The 18,364-nt window shown below is 57.6% G+C and carries 15 protein-coding genes; 7 read left to right on the top strand and 8 right to left on the bottom strand.

The features are described 5' to 3' along the window. Window positions 1–341: 341 nt before the first annotated feature. Together katG and AC2FI9_RS21355 are read right to left on the bottom strand one after the other, a co-directional pair. Window positions 342–2,543: a catalase/peroxidase HPI gene (gene katG / locus AC2FI9_RS21360; protein ID WP_496770588.1), complete on the bottom strand. Its 2,202-nt coding sequence runs from the start codon at window positions 2,541–2,543 to the stop codon at window positions 342–344. Window positions 2,544–2,812: 269 nt separating this feature from the next. Continuing rightward, entirely contained in the window at window positions 2,813–3,658 is an 846-nt protein-coding gene (locus AC2FI9_RS21355) for an SDR family oxidoreductase (RefSeq protein WP_496770585.1), read from the bottom strand. Between the two features lie 90 nt (window positions 3,659–3,748). On the opposite strand from AC2FI9_RS21355, the gene AC2FI9_RS21350 reads away from it, so the two are divergent. Beyond that, window positions 3,749–4,381: a class I SAM-dependent DNA methyltransferase gene (locus AC2FI9_RS21350; protein ID WP_496770583.1), complete on the top strand. Its 633-nt coding sequence runs from the start codon at window positions 3,749–3,751 to the stop codon at window positions 4,379–4,381. Window positions 4,382–4,386: 5 nt separating this feature from the next. Here AC2FI9_RS21350 and AC2FI9_RS21345 read toward each other — a convergent pair whose 3' ends face one another. The 3 genes from AC2FI9_RS21345 to AC2FI9_RS21335 are packed head-to-tail and all read right to left on the bottom strand — an operon-like array spanning window position 4,387 to window position 8,355. Beyond that, entirely contained in the window at window positions 4,387–5,166 is a 780-nt protein-coding gene (locus tag AC2FI9_RS21345; protein WP_496737291.1) for a carnitinyl-CoA dehydratase, read from the bottom strand. Further along, window positions 5,163–7,178 carry an acetate--CoA ligase family protein gene (locus AC2FI9_RS21340; protein WP_496770581.1) on the bottom strand — a complete coding sequence of 672 codons (2,016 nt, stop codon included), beginning with the start codon at window positions 7,176–7,178 and terminating at the stop codon, window positions 5,163–5,165. Before AC2FI9_RS21340 ends, AC2FI9_RS21345 begins: the two co-directional genes overlap by 4 nt. Before the next feature lie 16 nt (window positions 7,179–7,194). Further along, window positions 7,195–8,355, bottom strand: coding sequence for an acyl-CoA dehydrogenase family protein (locus AC2FI9_RS21335; RefSeq protein WP_109313076.1), 1,161 nt, complete (start codon window positions 8,353–8,355; stop codon window positions 7,195–7,197). 78 nt (window positions 8,356–8,433) lie between these two features. Between AC2FI9_RS21335 and AC2FI9_RS21330 the strand changes: the two genes are divergently transcribed. Beyond that, window positions 8,434–9,375, top strand: coding sequence for a GlxA family transcriptional regulator (locus tag AC2FI9_RS21330; protein WP_496770579.1), 942 nt, complete (start codon window positions 8,434–8,436; stop codon window positions 9,373–9,375). Here the strand turns inward: AC2FI9_RS21330 and AC2FI9_RS21325 are convergent. Further along, window positions 9,372–10,361, bottom strand: coding sequence for a sterol desaturase family protein (locus AC2FI9_RS21325; RefSeq protein WP_496770576.1), 990 nt, complete (start codon window positions 10,359–10,361; stop codon window positions 9,372–9,374). The two genes, AC2FI9_RS21330 and AC2FI9_RS21325, sit on opposite strands and share 4 nt — an antisense overlap. 22 nt (window positions 10,362–10,383) lie before the next feature. Then, window positions 10,384–11,139 carry a class II aldolase and adducin N-terminal domain-containing protein gene (locus AC2FI9_RS21320; protein WP_496770574.1) on the bottom strand — a complete coding sequence of 252 codons (756 nt, stop codon included), beginning with the start codon at window positions 11,137–11,139 and terminating at the stop codon, window positions 10,384–10,386. A 118-nt stretch (window positions 11,140–11,257) separates the two neighbouring features. Between AC2FI9_RS21320 and AC2FI9_RS21315 the strand changes: the two genes are divergently transcribed. The 5 genes from AC2FI9_RS21315 (at window position 11,258) to AC2FI9_RS21295 (ending at window position 17,026) form a co-directional block, all read left to right on the top strand. Further along, window positions 11,258–12,133, top strand: a complete 876-nt coding sequence (locus tag AC2FI9_RS21315; RefSeq protein WP_496770571.1) for a LysR substrate-binding domain-containing protein — start codon at window positions 11,258–11,260, stop codon at window positions 12,131–12,133. Between the two features lie 144 nt (window positions 12,134–12,277). Continuing rightward, window positions 12,278–14,080 (top strand): adenine deaminase, encoded by a 1,803-nt coding sequence (gene ade / locus AC2FI9_RS21310; RefSeq protein WP_496770569.1) that lies wholly within the window; start codon window positions 12,278–12,280, stop codon window positions 14,078–14,080. Next, on the top strand, window positions 14,077–15,540 hold the full coding sequence (locus AC2FI9_RS21305) for an AMP nucleosidase (protein ID WP_496770567.1): 1,464 nt from the start codon (window positions 14,077–14,079) through the stop codon (window positions 15,538–15,540). Before ade ends, AC2FI9_RS21305 begins: the two co-directional genes overlap by 4 nt. Before the next feature lie 130 nt (window positions 15,541–15,670). Further along, a complete protein-coding gene (locus AC2FI9_RS21300) occupies window positions 15,671–15,958 on the top strand; it encodes an HU family DNA-binding protein (RefSeq protein ID WP_039533371.1) in 288 nt (95 codons plus the stop codon). 234 nt (window positions 15,959–16,192) lie between these two features. Beyond that, window positions 16,193–17,026, top strand: coding sequence for a hypothetical protein (locus tag AC2FI9_RS21295; RefSeq protein ID WP_496770565.1), 834 nt, complete (start codon window positions 16,193–16,195; stop codon window positions 17,024–17,026). A gap of 81 nt (window positions 17,027–17,107) precedes the next feature. Here the strand turns inward: AC2FI9_RS21295 and AC2FI9_RS21290 are convergent, their stop codons facing one another. Continuing rightward, on the bottom strand, window positions 17,108–18,304 hold the full coding sequence (locus AC2FI9_RS21290; RefSeq protein ID WP_496770591.1) for a BCCT family transporter: 1,197 nt from the start codon (window positions 18,302–18,304) through the stop codon (window positions 17,108–17,110). Between the last annotated feature and the right edge of the window lie 60 nt (window positions 18,305–18,364).

The following is an 18,364-nucleotide window of genomic DNA, read 5'->3' as shown; positions in this document are numbered from 1 at the left end:
GCGTCCGGCTGTCTCTCCAACCCGTCCGGCCGTCTCTCCGACCCGTCAGCACCGCCTCAGCAGCGCCGGTGAAGGGGTATTTACGGATTAGGTCTGGGACCTGCAACCCCCATTTTGAAAAAACTTCATATTTCTCTGCAGAAACTCGCCCATGTTAATGAAAACAATAAGTTAGCTTAATAATTTGGGTAAGAAACAGGGCTGGGCGATGCGTGACGCGCGGGTTAGTCAAGGCTTTGGACGGAATCGTACCCAATGCTTGGTATGCCCGCGGGACTCGACCCAAAGAAAACGCCGCCCGAGTCCCCTCGGGCGGCGCTACCTCTGCGATGATCGTCGGTTTACTTCAGATCAAATCGATCCGCGTTCATCACCTTGTTCCAGGCCGAGACAAAGTCACAGACGAATTTACCCTCGGCACCCGTCTGACCGTAGACCTCAGCAAGCGCCCGCAGTTGCGAGTTGGAACCGAAGACCAGATCGACGCGTGTACCGGTCCATTTGATCTCACCGCTGGCGCGGTCACGACCTTCATAAACGCCCTTGCCGGCAGGTTTCCATTCGGTGCCCATGTCCAGAATGTTGGTGAAGAAGTCATTGCTGAGTACACCCACACGATCCGTGAACACCCCATGCTTGGCGTCACCGAAGTTGGCGCCCAAAACACGCAGGCCACCGACAAGTGCCGTCATCTCTGGTGCGGACAAGGTCAACAATTGTGCGCGATCGACCAGTAACTCTTCGGGCGAGACGGTGTAGTCGGCCTTTTGGTAGTTGCGGAAACCGTCTGCTGCGGGCTCCAGGACTGCGACGCTGTCCACATCGGTCTGCTCTTGCGATGCATCGGTGCGGCCCGGGGTGAACGGAACCTCGACATCCTGACCACCAGCTTTGGCAGCCTGCTCGATGCCGACGGCACCGGCCAGAACGATCAGGTCGGCCAGCGACACTTTCTTGTTGCCTGACTGCGCGCCGTTGAACGCCTCTTGAACGCCTGTCAGCGCGTCCAGCACCTTGGACAGTTTCATTGGCTCGTTGACATCCCAATCCTTCTGAGGCGCAAGACGGATACGGGCGCCGTTGGCACCGCCCCGCTTGTCCGACCCGCGGAAGGTCGAGGCCGAGGCCCATGCGGTTGAGATCAGCTCGGACACCGACAGACCGGATGCAGCGATCTTGGTTTTCAAATCCGCTACATCGGCAGCATCGACCAGATCGTGATCCACCGCAGGCACGTTGTCCTGCCAGATCAGCTCTTCGGTCGGGGCTTCCGACCCGATATAGTTCGACCGCGGCCCCATATCGCGGTGGGTCAGCTTGAACCAGGCGCGCGCGAAGGCATCTGCGAACTCTTCCGGGTTCTCGTGGAAGCGTTTCGAGATCGGGCCATAGATCGGATCCATGCGCATCGCCATGTCGGCGGTGGTCATCATGGTTTTGACCTTCTTGGTCGGATCACCGGCCGCCGGGGCCATGTCTTCTTCCTTGACCCCGATCGGCTCCCAGATCCACGCGCCTGCGGGGCTTTTGGTCAGGTTCCACTCATATCCAAACAGAAGGTCAAAGTATCCGTTGTCCCATTTGATCGGGTTTGCGGTCCACGCGCCCTCGATGCCCGAGGTCGTGGTATCGTCACCGACGCCCGAACCGAACTTATTGATCCAGCCAAGGCCCATCTCTTCGATCGGTGCCGCTTCGGGTTCGGGGCCGACCAGATCAGGATCGCCCGCGCCGTGCGCCTTACCAAAGGTGTGGCCACCAGCAACCAACGCGACGGTTTCCTCGTCATTCATCGCCATCCGGCCAAAGGTGTCGCGGATATCACGGCCCGAGGCCAACACGTTTGGTTCACCATCCGGGCCCTCGGGGTTCACGTAGATCAGACCCATCTGAACGGCGGCGAGTGGGTTTTCCATGTCGCGCTCACCAGTGTACCGGCTGTGCGGGTTGTCGGTGGGGGCAAGCCACTCAGTTTCGGAACCCCAATAGATGTCTTCTTCAGGCGCCCAGATATCCGCGCGACCACCAGCAAAGCCAAATGTCTTGCCGCCCATGGATTCAATGGCGCAATTGCCGGCAAGGATCATCAGGTCGGCCCAGGAAATCTGGTTGCCGTATTTCTGCTTGATCGGCCACAGCAGACGGCGCGCCTTATCAAGGTTGCCGTTATCCGGCCAGCTGTTCAGTGGCGCAAAGCGCTGGTTCCCGGTCGAGGCACCGCCACGGCCATCCGCCGTGCGATATGTACCGGCGCTGTGCCAGGCCATCCGGATGAACAGACCGCCGTAATGACCGTAGTCGGCAGGCCACCAATCCTGAGAATCGGTCATCAGCGCGTACAGGTCTTCTTTCAGCGCCTTCATGTCCAGCTTCTTGAATTCTTCAGCGTAGTCGAAATCAGGCCCCAGCGGGTTCGACGCAGGCGAATTCTGGTGCAGGATCGACAGGTTCAGCTGGTTCGGCCACCAATCCCGGTTTGACCGGGTTCCTGCGCCGTGCATTACAGGGCATCCGCCTGTTTTAGGGTTATCACTTCCGTCCATGTCGATCTCCAATCCTGGCTAAAATCCGGCTCGTTCGCGCGGTGAGAAACGCGGGCGATCAAGAACATATATAGATGACACTTTTACCTCTTTTAGATGCACGGCTTGGATTGCGCACATTCTGTCAAAGGTATCGGCGACTCTTGTCTTGTCGCCGCCAGACCTAGCAAATTCGCACCATGCAAATAAGTTTTCTTTATGGATGGTTTTGATAACCAAAAACTATCACTAAGCACCCGGTGCGCATCGCCGGAAATCAGGCCGGTAGCTCAGTCACCGGTCATCAGCGACCTCAATCCGACCCTATAGTTCGGATACATCAGGTTTACACCCAGCTCATCCTTGATCCGATCGTTTCTGACCCGCTTGTTCTCATTGTAAAAGCTGCGCGCCATGGGGGTCATGTCGGCCTCGTCGAAGGGTACTTCGGGCGGCAATGACAATCCCTGCAATTCGGCCGCATAGGCGATGACATCCTGCGGTGGAACGGGTTCATCATCACATACGTTGTAAATCGCCCCCGGATTGGGCGCGGACATGGACGCGGCAAGAACCTGGGCAATGTCGGCGACATGAATTCGGGAAAAGACCTGCCCCGGCTTGATGATACGTCGCATACCCACACGCTTGAGCTTGGAAAACGGCCCACGACCGGGACCATAGATGCCTGCAAGGCGAAAAATGTGTGTCGGCAAGCCGGGGATGTTCCGCCACTGCTCTTCCGCCTGCACCCGCCATTTGCCGCGCTGCGCCGTTGGCGTCGCGGGGGTGGCTTCGTCGACCCAGTTGCCCTGATGATCGCCATACACGGCCGTGGTCGACAGATAGCCAACCCATTTGAATTGCGCCGCCCTTTCCGCAATCTCATCCGCCAATGCAGCCAGAACCGGATCTCCGTCCGCGTTTGGCGCGGCCGAGATCAAAAGATGCGTCACCCCATCCAGCTGTGGCACTTGCCCCGGCCAAATCACCGGCTCTGCGCCGGATGCCTTGACCACCGGCGATTGGGCCGGATCACGCGTCGTGCCGAAGATACGCCAACCATGGGGTTGCAACTGACGGGACAAGGCCTGTGCCGAGTACCCGTGACCGAAGGAAAATAGTGTGCCTGTCATACGCTCTTAGATGATCCGCAATTTCGCCAGATGCAAGAACTCTGCCAAGGATACTTGATTCGAATCCCCCAATGCGCCTTTCTTTTGGATATGAGTGACAAAACACCAGACCTGCATGCCGCCTACGCGCTGGATTCCCCGGAAGACCACAAGCGTCTCTATGCTGAATGGGCCGGGGATTACGATGAAGGCTTTGCCACGCGCGAGGACTATCAGCTGCACATCCATACCGCCCGCGCCTTTGTCGGCGCCGGCGGGCAAGGGCCTGTGCTTGATGTAGGTGCAGGCACTGGCCTGTGCGGCGCGGTTCTGGCCCGGCTGGGTGTGGGACCGATAGATGCCACCGATATCAGCGCCGAGATGCTGGATCAGGCCATGCGCAAGGATATCTACCGCGACGCCATTGAGGCCGATCTGAACGAAGGCATCCCGGTGCCGCGCGAAAGCTACTCCGGGATCGTTTCATCCGGCACGTTCACCCATGGCCACCTTGGGCCAGAAGCTTTGACTGCGCTGCTGCGTGTGGCCCGCCCCGGTGCTCAATTCGCGCTGTCGATCAATGCCCAACATTATGAAAAGCTGGGATTTGCCGAAGCCCTGCACCGGTTAGCGCAAGGCCAGATTCGGAACCTGACCCTGCCCGAAGTTCGCATCTATGGCGATCTTGCATCTGGCCCCAACAAAGATGACACAGCGCTGACAGCCCTGTTTGAACGCGCTTAGGCCGACTATCGACCTTTCCACATGGGATCACGCTTTTCAGCAAAAGCGCGGGCGCCTTCTAGATTGTCTTCAGAGCCATAGAGGGTATCAACCGTCGGCAATTGCCGCCCGGTAATCCGATTCATGGCATCCTGAAACTTGGAGTCTTCGGCATCCCGTACAATCTCTTTGATTGCGGCATAAACCAAAGGCGGACCGCTGGCCAAAAGACGCGCCAGTTCCCATGCCCGATCCATCAGTTGATCGCCCGGCACGATTTCGTTCACCAATCCCCAGTTCTTAGCCTCTTGGGGGTCAAACCAGCGCCCGGTCAGCAGCAGTTCCATCGCCACATGATACGGAATGCGTTTGGGCAGTTTTACGCTAGCGGCGTCGGCCACTGTGCCGGACCGGATCTCCGGCAATGCAAAACTGGCGTGTTCCGCAGCAAGGATCATGTCGGCGCTCAGGGCCAATTCTAACCCGCCGCCGCAGGCAATCCCGTTGACGGCTGCGATGACCGGCTTGTTCATGTCCCGCAGTTCCTGCAGCCCGCCAAAGCCACCAACGCCATAGTCTCCGTCGACTGCGTCTCCGTCAGCGGCTGCTTTCAAATCCCAGCCGGGGCAAAAGAACTTCTCGCCGCCACCGGTCAGGATGGCGACGCGCAGATCTGGATCATCACGGAAATCACGAAACACTTCGCCCATGACACGGCTGGTCGCCAAATCAATCGCGTTCGCTTTGGGACGGTCCAAAGTGACTTCCAGAATTGCGCCATCGCGCTTGGTTTTGACCGGGTTCATATACTTGCCTTTCGGATCAGAGCATCCACCGCTATGGCACGGTTCGGTGTGCAGATCAGTGGGTTTATTTCAACTTCGCTGACATGGGATGCGTTGGCAATGACATAGGCCTGCACCGCATCGACAGCGTCCAGGATCGCCTCAATCTCTGCCGCTGGTTTGCCGCGATATCCCGCCAGCAAGGGTGCGCAGTTCAATTTGCCCAGCGCCTCTTTCACCGCGTCGCGAGAGGAGGGGATCAAAAGGGAAACCGTGTCACGCAGGATTTCAGTCAACACACCTCCGGCACCTAGCGTCAGAACGAACCCGTGGGCCGGGTCTCGGGTGACGCCGACCAACAATTCTGCCACGCCGCCGACAGCCATTTCCTCAACAAGGACGTCATCGGTTCCGATATCCGCCGCGACTTCGCCCACAGCGTCGGCGAGAACCTCAAGGCGCACGGCCGCATGTTCCGATTTATGCGCCAGCCCGACGCCCTTGATCGCAAATGGACCAGTCAGCGCGGTAGAGGCTTGTTTCGCCAGGTTCGCCGGTACCACAACGTTGAGCGGTACACGCACACCGAATTCCGCCAGCGCCTTTTTGGCTTCTGCTTCGGTCAGAACATGATCCGCAACGGTATCCGAGGGCAGCAGGACCGGTTCGGCCTCTGTTGCTTGCGACCGCGCGGCCGCCTCAATTGCCGCAAGCGCTTCATGCAATCCGGCAAAAGGGATAACACCGCCATCGAGTAATCGCTGTGCAACGTCTTCGGGCAAAAGCTCCGGCAGAGTCGCCGTTACCGCAAAGGGGCGCCCCGTCTGAGCAACACTATTCAAAGCGGCCTGCGTGGCGCATTCCCAATCCGTCGCATCCGTGTGCGGATAGTCGAGAATAGCCATAGTCAGGGCCTGTTCCGGCCCCATCATAGCAGTCCAAGCGCGGGTCATGGCTGGCGTGTCACGCCATATATAGGTGTGATAATCCAGCGGGTTCGCCAAGGCCACCATCGGCCCCAAGGCATCGCGCAGGTCAGCTTTTTGTGCTTGCGACAACGGCGGGAAGTGCAGATTGCGCCCCTCGGCCATGTCCGCAGCCAGACTTGCTTCACCACCTGAGCAACTGATCGACCCCAAACCGTTGCTGTCCAAGCGCCCGGTCACGTGCAGCAGCTTGAGGCATTCCAGGAAACTGGGAATGTCATCCAAACGCGCGATCCCAAGGCGATCCAGAAATGCCTGCGCGCCCGCGTCGCCTCCGGCCAATGATGCAGTGTGAGAAATCGTCGCCGCCTGTGCATGGGCGGACCGGCCCACTTTCAGCGCAACAATCGGCACGTTACGATCTCGCGCCTTTTTGGCCAGCGCCTCCCATTTACGCAGGTCACCGAAGCCTTCAATGTGGACACCTACCGCGGTGATCCGGTCATCATCCAACAGGGCCGAGGCGATGTCGGCCTGATGGGTTTGCGCCTGGTTCCCACTGGTCAGCATAAAGGCCAGCGGCAAGGCCCGGCGCTGCATCGTCATATTGATCGCTATGTTCGAACTTTGCGTCAGGATCGCCACACCGCGATCTACCGGTCGCATGCCGTGCTGATCGGGCCAAACAGCGGCGCGGTCCAACCCGTTGACGAAGCCATAACAGTTTGGCCCCAGGATCGGCATCTCGCCTGCGGCCTGCACCAAACGGACCTGCAAATCTGCACCCTGATCGTCCTCGGCATGCGCTTCGGTAAATCCCGAGGCAAAACACACTGCACCCCCGGCCCCCATGGCCGAAAGGACCGCGATCGTCTCGATCGTTGCATGACGGTTGATGCCAACAAAGGCTACGTCGGGGGCCGCAGGAAGGTCCTCAAGGCGTGCAAAAGCACTCAGACCCGCGATTTGACCGGCTTTTGGGTGGACCGGCCAGATGTCGCCCTGAAACCCGAATTTCCGGGCCTGTTCGATCACTGAGACGCACCAGGCGCCGCCGCCAATCACAGCGATGGATGTGGGGTGCAAAACGCGTGACAGGGAAGACATCAGGCGGCCCCCTCCATCACGCACCGAGTGCCCTCAAAAGATCGCGACTGATAATGTGGCGCTGAATTTCGCTGGTCCCGTCCCAGATACGCTCGACCCGCGCGTCGCGCCAGAACCGCTCAAGCGGGTAATCGTCCATCAGACCCATGCCGCCGTGAATTTGGATGGCGGCATCGGTGACCCGCGCGAGCATTTCCGAGGCATAGAGCTTAGCCGAAGCAATTTCGCGGTTGGCAGGCAGGCCTTTGTCCAGGCGGTCGGCTGCGGCCAGCGTCAACAAGTCCGCCGCGTCAATCTCGGTGATCATATCCGCGATTTGGAAGGACACGCCCTGAAACTTGCCGATCTTCTGGCCGAACTGTTCGCGCGTGGCGGAATAGTCCAGCGCATAGTCGAAAGCGCGGCGTGCGCGGCCTACGGACATGGCAGCAACCGTGATACGAGTCGCATAAAGCCAGGTGTTCATCACTTCAAAGCCGCCATCAACCTCACCCAGAACCTGAGCGTCCGGCAGACGGCAATCATCGAAATCAAGAACCATGTTCTTGTAACCGCGATGGCTAACCGACTTGTACCCGTCCCGGATGGTGAAACCGGGCGTTCCGCGATCCACCAGAAACGCCGTTATCCGCTTTTTCGGACCTTTTGGCGTCTGATCCTCTCCGGTCGCGATGAAAACGATGATGAAATCCGCGTGCTCCGCGCCCGAGATGAAGTGCTTGGTGCCATTGACCACCCAGTCTCCGCCATCCCGCACCGCGGCGCACTTCATTCCACGAACATCTGACCCGGCACCGGGTTCGGTCATTGCCAGCGCGTCCATCCTTTCGCCACGCACGGCGGGCATCAAGTATCGTTCGACCTGCTCGCCCTCACACGCCATCAGGATGTTCTGAGGACGCCCGAAGAAGTGATTCAGCGCCATGGACCCGCGGCCCAGCTCACGTTCGACCAGCGCGAACTCCAGATGGTTCAACCCTGCACAACCGACGCTTTCGGGAAAATTACAGGCATAAAAACCCAGTTCAATCGTCTTGCGCTTGATCTCATCCGCGATCTCTTCCGGGACTTCTCCGGTGCGCTCGACCAGCGCCTCATGCGGGTAGATTTCGTTTTCCACAAAGCTGCGAACGGTAGAGACGATCATCTCTTGTTCGTCGGACAATCCATATTGCATCGGGCGTCTCCACATCTGGCGTTGCGGCATATTCTGACGCGGCTTGTCATTTGTAACGTGCAGAAATAGAAGTTTACCATGCAAGAATGGACTAAATCACCCTCTGCACCGCAGCAAATCGGGGTTCTTCTGTTCGACGGATTCTCAAACCATTGTCTGGCCAATACGGTCGAGCCGCTGCGGGCTGCAAACACTCTGGCTAGTCGCAAATTGTATGATTGGCAGTTCCTTGCGTTGGGGGGTGATCCGGTGACATCCTCGTCCGGGCTGCAGGTCGCGCCGCATCGCCCACTCCAGACCGCCAGTGGGGACATGCTGATGGTCATGCCATCTTATGGATTCCGCGCGCATGGCGGGTGGCGGACCCTTTCGGGTCTGCGTTCTGCGGATCAGCGGTTCAAAGTGCTGGTAGGCCTCGACACTGGCAGCTGGCTTTTGGCGCAGGCAGGGCTGCTGGACGGCCATCGCGCCACGATTCACTGGGAAGAGCTGACCGGATTCACCGAGAGGTTTCCCGATATCGATGCGCGGCGCGAGCGCTATGTTGTCGACCGCAATCGCATCACTTGTTCCGGGGCAATGGCGGCCTTTGATCTGGTTTTGCACCTGATTGGGCGAGATCAGGGGCAGGCCTTGGCGCTCGAAGTTTCGCAGCTGTTTATGACCCGCGATTCCGCGCGTTCGCACAAGGGAGGCGCAGGTGCGACCAGCGGTTACGTGAACAAAGCGCTGGCCTTGATGCAGGAACACCTTGAGATCCCCTTGCCAGTGTCCGAAATCGCAAATCGGGTTGGCCGATCGCAGAAAGCCCTGTCCGTCCGCATGCAGTCCGAGTTGGGCGCTGGCCCGGCGCAGGTCTATCGCCGACTGCGCCTGAACCTTGCGCGCAAACTGGTGGCGGAAACCGACCTGAGCATCGGTGAGGTTGCCCTGCGCGCGGGCTATGACGACCCCAGCGCCCTGACCCGTGCCTTCAAAGCCGAATTCGGGGTCACGCCGCGCGCGCTTCGGACCAGCTAGGTATACATCTGTTTCTTGTACGCCCTTGTCCGGGTCGTCGCCTCGGCCGACCCGTCATGGTACGTGCCAAACCACTTGTCGAACGGAATTTCAGAGGTGCCGTAGTTGCACTCGAAATACCGGTGGTGAAGCTGGTGAAAGAAATCACCGGCACGGGCGGCATCCGTGTCTCCGGCCTTTAGTTTTTCAAACCCGGAATGAGACAACACGGGGCTGATCTGCTGGAAGGAGGCGTGGAACAGCACATGCAACGGGTGCGACGGAACGATCAGGTGGATGAAATAGGTCGTGAAGTACAGCAGGTTCTCGTACCAGTGGTTCGAGATTCCCGACCAAGGCCCAATGTTCACGTTACGATGATGCACAGCATGCACGTATTTGTAGAGCTTCGGGTGATGTTCCAGCCGGTGCACCCAGTAAAAGTGCAGACCTGACCACATCGGGATAAACACCATCCACACAACGAACCAGACCGGCGCGCCGGACCATGTGATGGTCGGCACATAGCCGTTGGCCATCGCCCAGTAGATGATCCACTGATAAACGGTCGCGACGGTCATCGCGCTGCCCAGCGTCCACCAGATATTGTCCAGAACCTGATTGCGGAATGTGAACGTACCATTGTTGCGGGTCAGGTCGCGGCGGTCGAACTTTTTGTACATGCCCTGCCCTTTTCGCATGTACAGCCACCAGTGCAGCCCACCTGCGACGAGTATCTGGGGCACCATGTTCAGCAGCCAAATGCGAAACATCCAACCCGGTGCAAAGCTTTGCATACTTTCCAAGGACGGAAAAAAGAAAGCATAGGCGGTAACCGCCAGCGCAAGGCACAAGGTTAATGCCGTGATCTGCAGCCACGCCCCGCTGTACCATTTCAGCACAGCTGACGGACGTGGTGGCCAATTGAACAAGGGGTTTAACCCCACCGGACCTTCAGGATGATAGTGCCAGCGAGCGGATTCCGGATTCTGTGTAGTGTCAGACATGGTCGTTACCCTGATGAGGTTGTCATGTGGCGTAGTCAGAGCCGCAATCGTCCAGTAAGGCCTTGATCTCTCGCAGATGAGCCTGGGCCTGATCTGGATAGTCTTCTAATTCTTGCGCAGTCTTTTCGGCAATCTCATCTGGCAGGACGCGCAATGGCTGGCCGGTCTGCAGAGCTCGGATGTAGGTTTCCGCTGCGCGTTCAAAATAATAAAGCCTGTTAAAGGCATCTGCCGGGTCACTGCCGATCACAAGAACACCGTGATTGCCCATGATCATGACCTTTTTCTTGGGGTCCGACAGCATCGACGCGCAGCGTTCACCTTCGCTTTCAAAGGCGAGGCCTCCGAACTCTTCATCCACGACGTATCGGTCGTAGAACGTGGCCGTGTTCTGATCGATCGGGGGCAAGGTGCTATCCGCCAAAGATGCCAGAACCGTCGCAAAGATCGAATGCACGTGCATCACACAGCGCGCATGCGGACAGTGGCGGTGGATCGAGCCGTGCAGACCCCAGGCCGTCGGATCCGGGGCACCGGGTTGGTTCATCACATCGGCATCATTTGCGTCCAGAAACAGCAGATTTGACGCTTTGACCCGCGCAAAATGCATCTGGTTCGGGTTCATCAGGAACTGGGTGCCTTCCGGGTTCACCGCCAGACTAAAATGGTTGGCGACACCTTCGTGCATGTTCAGCCGCTCGACCCAGCGAAAGGTTGCAGCCAGATCAACACGTTCGGCCCAGTGGTCGATATTGGCGCGCAGGTTTGTAACAGTCATTCCGGGCTCCTTTGCGGATAGCTGAGAACTTTCGGAAATCGTGCCTGTAGCGTCAAAAATTGACCAACGAAAAAAACACAACTATTCCATTAGCTGAACTAATGGCAAGGTTATACACATGCAAAAACCACTTCCTCCGCTGGGTTGGCTCCGCACGTTTGAGGCGGCGGCGCGGCATTTGTCCTTTACCGGCGCAGCCCGGGATCTGAACATGACACAAAGCGCGGTCAGCCAGCAGATCAAGTCCTTGGAAGGGTACCTTGGGCAGCCTTTGTTTTTGCGTCGACCACGCGCGTTGGAACTGACCGAAGCGGGCATCACGTATCTTCCGGTGGTGCGCGAGGCATTTCGGACACTCGTACGTGGAACTCAGGCCGTGACCGGCGCCCAACAGAACGCGGTTCAGGTTCAAAGCAACATCACCTTTGCCGTGAATTGGCTGGCACCCAGACTGCCGAAATTCCGGGCGTTACATCCCGAGGTGCAGCTGAATATCTTTACCGAGCTTTGGGAGCCGCGCGAAATGGCCGAAGGGGCCGCCGTGGAAATCCGTTATTCACTACGGCCGTCAGATACGGTTCGGACCGAATTGCTGAGAACTGATCACTACTATCCAGTCTGCGCGCCAGGCTATCAGGTGACGTTGGACGACCTGCAACAGCAGCCGCTTTTTGACTGCTCGAACCTGCTGTCGAACTGGCTGGGTTGGACTGAAGAACAGGGTCTAAATTGGGGAAATCCTGCAATCACTTATTCGACCACCTATTTGGTCAGCTTGTCCGTAGCCATGGCTGGCGGAGGGCTGTGTCTGGCGCATGACACCATTGCCAATGACCTGATTGCGCAAGGTCGTTTAGTAGCCCCGTTCGCCCATCGCGCACCCATGCCCGAAGCCTATTATCTGCTTCTGTCACCGCGCGCCGAAGAAAGCCCCGGCGCCATTGCTTTTGCCAATTGGGTTCGCCGCGAACTGGAGAAGGATACACAGAAATAACCGAGGGTTGCTCCCGCCCATCATCGATGCCCTGCCGGGCGTCTCTTCTGGTTGGGCCGTGCAGCGCTGACGCGCTGCGTGACGGTTTGATGATACCTGTTCACAAGGGGTTGAACCTTCCTGCGCATTCGGGAAAGTTGGGCCATGGAACACACACCCTTCCCTAGTTGGCCCGATGTCGCCCTCCGTTTGATTGCCGTAGCCGCAGGTCGTGAAGCTGCAGATTCGGTCATTCGCGGCGGAATCTGGGTAAATGTGCACAGCCGCGAAAGCCTTCCGAATCATGACATTGCGATCGCTGATGGACGCATCGCTTATGTCGGACCCGATGCATCACTTTGCACCGGCCCAGAGACTCAGGTCATCGAGGCCACAGGGCGCTATATGATCCCTGGCCTGTGTGATGCCCATATGCATATCGAATCGGGCATGCTGACCCCGGCTGAATTTGCCCGCGCTGTCATTCCGCATGGAACCACCAGCATGTTCACCGACCCGCATGAGATCGCAAATGTCCTTGGCCTGGACGGCGTACGCATGATGCATGACGAGGCGATGATGCAGCCGGTGAACATCTTCACCCAGATGCCGTCCTGCGCCCCATCTGCACCTGGGTTGGAAACCACAGGGTACGAAATTACCGCCGAAGACGTGGCCGAAGCGATGAGCTGGCCCGGCATCATCGGCTTAGGCGAGATGATGAACTTTCCCGGTGTCATCAATGGCGACCCAAAGATGTTGGCGGAAATCGCCGAAACGCAACGCGCCGGGAAAACCGTAGGAGGACACTACGCTTCGCCTGATTTAGGGCCTGATTTTGCCGCCTATGTTGCCGGGGGTCCGGCGGATGATCACGAAGGTACCTGCGAGGCAGACGCGATCGCGCGTGTTCGGCAGGGGATGCGGTCGATGATGCGGCTGGGCTCGGCCTGGTATGACGTGGAAAGTCAGATCACGGCTGTCACGGAAAAAGGTCTGGACCCGCGCAACTTTATCCTGTGCACCGACGATTGCCACTCAGGCACGCTGGTCAATGACGGCCATATGAATCGTGTGGTTCGGCACGCCATCGCTTGCGGATGTGATCCGCTGATTGCCCTTCAAATGGCAACGATCAACACGGCGACCCACTTCGGGTTGGAGCGTGAAATCGGCTCGATCACACCGGGGCGGCGCGCGGATGTCATCCTCAGCTCGGACCTGAAAGAACTGCCCATCGACACCGTGATTGCGCGCGGTCAGATCGTGGCCGAAAACGGTAAAATCACCGTCGACTGCCCGCACCTCAACTGGCCTGATACCGCCCGGAACACCGTGCATCTGGGGCATACCCTGACCGCTGCCGATTTCGAAATCCAAGCACCTGCAGGGGCAAACCGCGTGCAGGCCAACGTGATCGGCGTGGTGGAAAACCAGGCCCCGACCAAAGCTCTGAAGGCTGAACTGCCGATCATCGAAGGATTAGTCGAGGGCGACGGCGATGTCTGCCAGATTGCACTGGTTGAACGCCACCGGGCGACGGGCGGCGTGACGAACGCTTTTGTTTCCGGATTCGGATATCAGGGCAAAATGGCCATGGCCTCGACCGTGGCGCATGACAGCCATCACATGATCGTTGTCGGCACGGATCGCGAACAGATGGCACTGGCCGCAAACAGGCTGGCCGAAGTAGGTGGCGGCATCACCATATTCCGCGATGGGGAAGAATTGGCGCTGGTCGAACTGCCCATCGCAGGCCTGATGTCAGACAGCCCCGCCGCAACTGTGGCCGCCAAAGCCGAAGACATGGTCGCCGCGATGGAGGCCTGTGGCTGCACCCTCAACAACGCATATATGCAGCACTCACTTTTGGCACTGGTCGTGATTCCGGAATTGCGGATATCGGATCTGGGTCTGGTGGATGTGCGCACCTTTGAAAAAATCGATCTTCTGGAACCACTTGCATGACAATAATAAAAACACCTGACGCACCCAAACCGGAACAATTCACCGACCCCAAAGCGGCGGTCGCTCGGTTGGAAGCGCTCTATGAACAAGCAACCCGCTTTCTGTGCGACAGTTTCTCGGCAGCCATTGAGCATGGCGCACCAACGGCGCGGTTTAGAGCCTATTACCCGGAAATTCGCATCAGAACGTCGTCCTATGCGCATGTCGACAGCCGTCTGAGTTTTGGCCACGTCTCAGAACCCGGTATTCATGCCACAACGGTTACGCGGCCGGATTTGTTTCGGTCCTATTTGACTCAACAGATCGCGTTGTTGATCAAGAACCACGACCAGCCGGTTACGATTGGGCCGTCCGACACACCGATCCCTGTGCATTTCGCGGTTGCCAACAATCCCGATCTGCACGTCCCGCAACAGGGCGCGGCCGGGTTCACGTTGCGCGATGTCTTTGACGTTCCCGACCTGACCACGACCAACGATGATATCGTCAACGGGGTGTACGACCAAGAGGATGAAGCCGGCCCGCTGGCCTTGTTTACTGCCCAACGCGTCGACTATTCGCTGGCCCGGCTTGCGCATTATACCGCGACGGATCCCAGCCATTTCCAGAACCATGTCCTGTTCACGAACTACCAGTTCTACGTCTCCGAGTTCGAGAATTACGCGCGTGCGCAATTGGCCGATCCGGACAGCGGTTACACCAGCTTCGTTTCGACCGGGAATGTCGAGATCAAGGGCTCCGAGGAAGAGTTGGCCCAACCGCTGAAGCTGCCGCAAATGCCGACTTATCACCTGAAACGCGAGGATGGGTCCGGGATCACGCTGGTCAATATCGGCGTTGGGCCTTCGAACGCTAAAACGGCCACTGACCATATCGCCGTTCTGCGGCCCCACGCCTGGCTGATGGTCGGCCACTGTGCCGGGCTGCGCAACACGCAGGCGCTGGGGGATTTCGTTCTGGCCCACGCCTACCTGCGTGAAGACAAGGTGCTGGACGATGACCTGCCGGTCTGGGTTCCGATCCCGCCGCTGGCCGAGGTTCAGGTCGCGCTGGAAAGCGCCGTGGCCGAGGTCACCGAGTTGGAAGGATACGAGCTTAAGCGGATCATGCGGACCGGCACCGTCGCCTCGGTCGACAACCGCAACTGGGAACTGCGCGATCAGTCCGGCCCTGTGCAAAGGCTCAGCCAATCCCGCGCCATTGCACTGGATATGGAAAGCGCAACCATCGCCGCAAATGGCTATCGGTTCCGGGTTCCCTACGGCACATTGTTGTGTGTTTCTGACAAACCGCTGCACGGCGAATTAAAGCTTCCGGGCATGGCATCTGCCTTTTATACCACCCAGGTCAGTCGCCATCTTGCAATCGGAATTCGGGCGATGGAACATCTGCGCGGCATGCCGTTAGAGCGTCTGCACAGCCGGAAATTGCGTTCATTCGACGAAACAGCCTTTCTCTGACGCAAAAAAGCAACGATTTCCCCATATTTTTAGGGTTTTCAACGCTACTATTCGTTGTGTTCGACCACAATATCCCGTTACAGTTACGCGGTGAGGCCCTATGTATCGGGCACGTTAAGGAGACCAAGAAATGGCAAAGCCTATGACAAAGACTCAGCTGGTGGCTGCTCTCGCTGAGGAAATGGGAACCGACAAGAAAGCTGCAAACGCAGCGTTGGAGGCCATGACTGGCCTGATCACCCGCGAAGTTTCCGCCGGCGGCGCAGTGACCCTGCCAGGCGTTGGCAAAATCTACTGCCGCGAGCGCCCCGAGCGCATGGTGCGCAACCCCGCCACCGGCGAGCAGTTCAAGAAAGAAGCCGACAAAGTGGTCAAGATGACCATCGCGAAAGCTCTGAAGGACAGCGTGAACGGCTAATCTCAGCTTTCACTGCAAACGATAGAGGGTCGCCTTCGGGGGGCCCTTTTTCTTTGTTCGCCTGTTGGGACGAATTTTGGCACACCCGATAGATTTCGATGTACTTTGCGGGTTACCCGTCTAGTTGTTGAATAACAACATTTGAATTCATCGATCGGTTTGAAAAACGTGACGCACTCCTTCCCCAAAATCTCGTCTCTCGCGATTGCTTTTTCTCTAACCTGGACAACTCAGTTGACTGCGCAACCTGTGGGTTGGGGCTTTCAGGTTGATGGGCTTGCGGCGTATCAAGGCAGCGCATCCTTAAGCGGAGGTGGCAATTTCTCTGCAAGTCGTGCCTTTATTCGTGGCGGTTCGCTGTATAATACCGGCGATGGTACGTCATTCGGCCTGTCCATAAGCCTTGGGCAATTTGACTACGACTTCAGTCAGACTGACAATCAACCATGGACCGACATACGCGATATCCGGATCTCGTTTCCGGTACGCGCGCGCGTCGGTGAAATGGCACAACTGTTTATATCCCCACAAATCAGATGGGATTATCAAAGTGGTATAGACGCGTCTGATGGGCGGACTTACGGGGTTTTTGCCGGTCTGGCTTGGGAAGTCAGTAGCCGCTTGACGATTGGACCTGCATTCGGCGTATTTTCCCAACTCGAGGAAGAAGGTGTGGACTTTTTTCCGGCTCTTCTGGTGGATTGGGACATCAATGACCGTTGGAATCTGAATACGGGATCAGGGATTGGCGCAACCAGAGGACCGGGGCTGACACTGAGTTATGCCATGACTGACACAATAAACCTGTCTTTGGCTGCGCGCTCTGAACGCATCCGCTTTCGCCTGGATGACCAAGGTCTTGCGCCGGATGGCGTTGGGGAAGACAAGAGCATCCCGGTTGTATTGGCCTTGGATTACAGCCCAAATCCCGGAGTTTCTCTAAACGTTTTTGCCGGAGCTGAATTCGATGGTCGGCTTACTCTGGATGACGAAAATGGAAGTGAGATTAGCCGGCAATCTTACGACACTGCACCGCTTGTCGGTTTTGCGTTCCGTTTTCGGTTCTGACTTTTCCAAAATAGAACTTCAAGACCACGGAAAACGGGCGCCGGATTAGGCGCCCGTCTGTTCTTTAACTCCGTTCGGCAATCAGTGAACCGTCTCAACCTTGTGGAAGTCCAGATCACGATCTTCGGGCATTGAATCGATGCTCAACACCTCTTTGCGCTTGGTGATCAGGATGTAGACCACGCAGGCCAAATAGAGGCCAACGACCACCGCTCCGATCCATTGGATCTGCAGCCACTGGCTCTGGAACAACAGGGTCAGGACAAACAGCAGGGCGACGTTGCCTGCAACGTAGATCGCCTTGCCGAACCGCTCGACTGTCAGGTTCAGGTTGTCTGTATAGAGCCTAATCAGCGAGTCCAGCGAGTTGATCACAAAGGTCACGCCCACGATCACCATCGCGATGTTGGTGATGCCCGCAGTGCTGATGCCGTTCAGGTGATAGTAGTAGAGAACGGTGAACCAGATTCCCAACGGGATCGACGGGAAGATCAGCAGCGCCGCCAGCAATTGCCAGGTTTTCAGACCACCGACAAAGCGAGAGGTGAACTGGCCAATCATGATCGACCACGCGAACCACCAGAACAAATAGAAGGCGTGATAGTCGGTCAGCGGCAGGACAAACTTGTGCAGGTTGGCAAAGTAAGCGCTGATGTTACTGCCGGTTTCTACAAATCCGGTCATGCCCATGCCGGCCGCGACCCACATTCCGGTGATCAGTGCCAGGAACAGGAAGGTCGAGCCCACGGACAGGATACGCACGTATTTCAGGTCGGTCGAAGAATAGGCCGCTGCCAGAATGACCACGAATACGATGATGTAGAAGGTTGAAACCACGGATTCGCCGTCTCCGACTTCAGGCAGATAGCCAGGCAGGTAGATCAGAAACAGGCTGGCGGTGAAGGCGCAGGTACCGATGATGACCACGTTGTTGATCAGCTTGACCAGCGGGATCTCAAAGAACTTCACGCGGGGTTCGATGACGCAGAAATAGAACGCTGTCAGGAAGTAGAAGGCCCAGATCAGGAAACCCCAGAACCCGAACTCGATGGCCAGCGGATTCGCAAAGGCATAGGCCGGTTCCTCGGCGTAGCCGCCAAACTCGGTCAGCGGGAACATGATCAGGCCGACATCCAGACCGGACGTGAACAGGATCGCGATGAAGGTGAACAGATGCACTGGCGTGACGCCCACGCAACGCAGGTTCCACCATTTCACGACGAAGAAAGCGACCAGGCCCAATGCCAGCAGGACGCCGAAAGACAGAATATACTCCAAAAGCACCAACATACCTCCCTTGGTTAGTCAGAGTGCGGCTCGCATACCTTTAATTGACTG

The sequence above is a fragment of the Ruegeria sp. CDSA246 genome (assembly GCF_059611225.1).
Note: the sequence above shows the minus strand (reverse complement) of the source record. Positions and strands in the feature narration are given on the sequence as shown.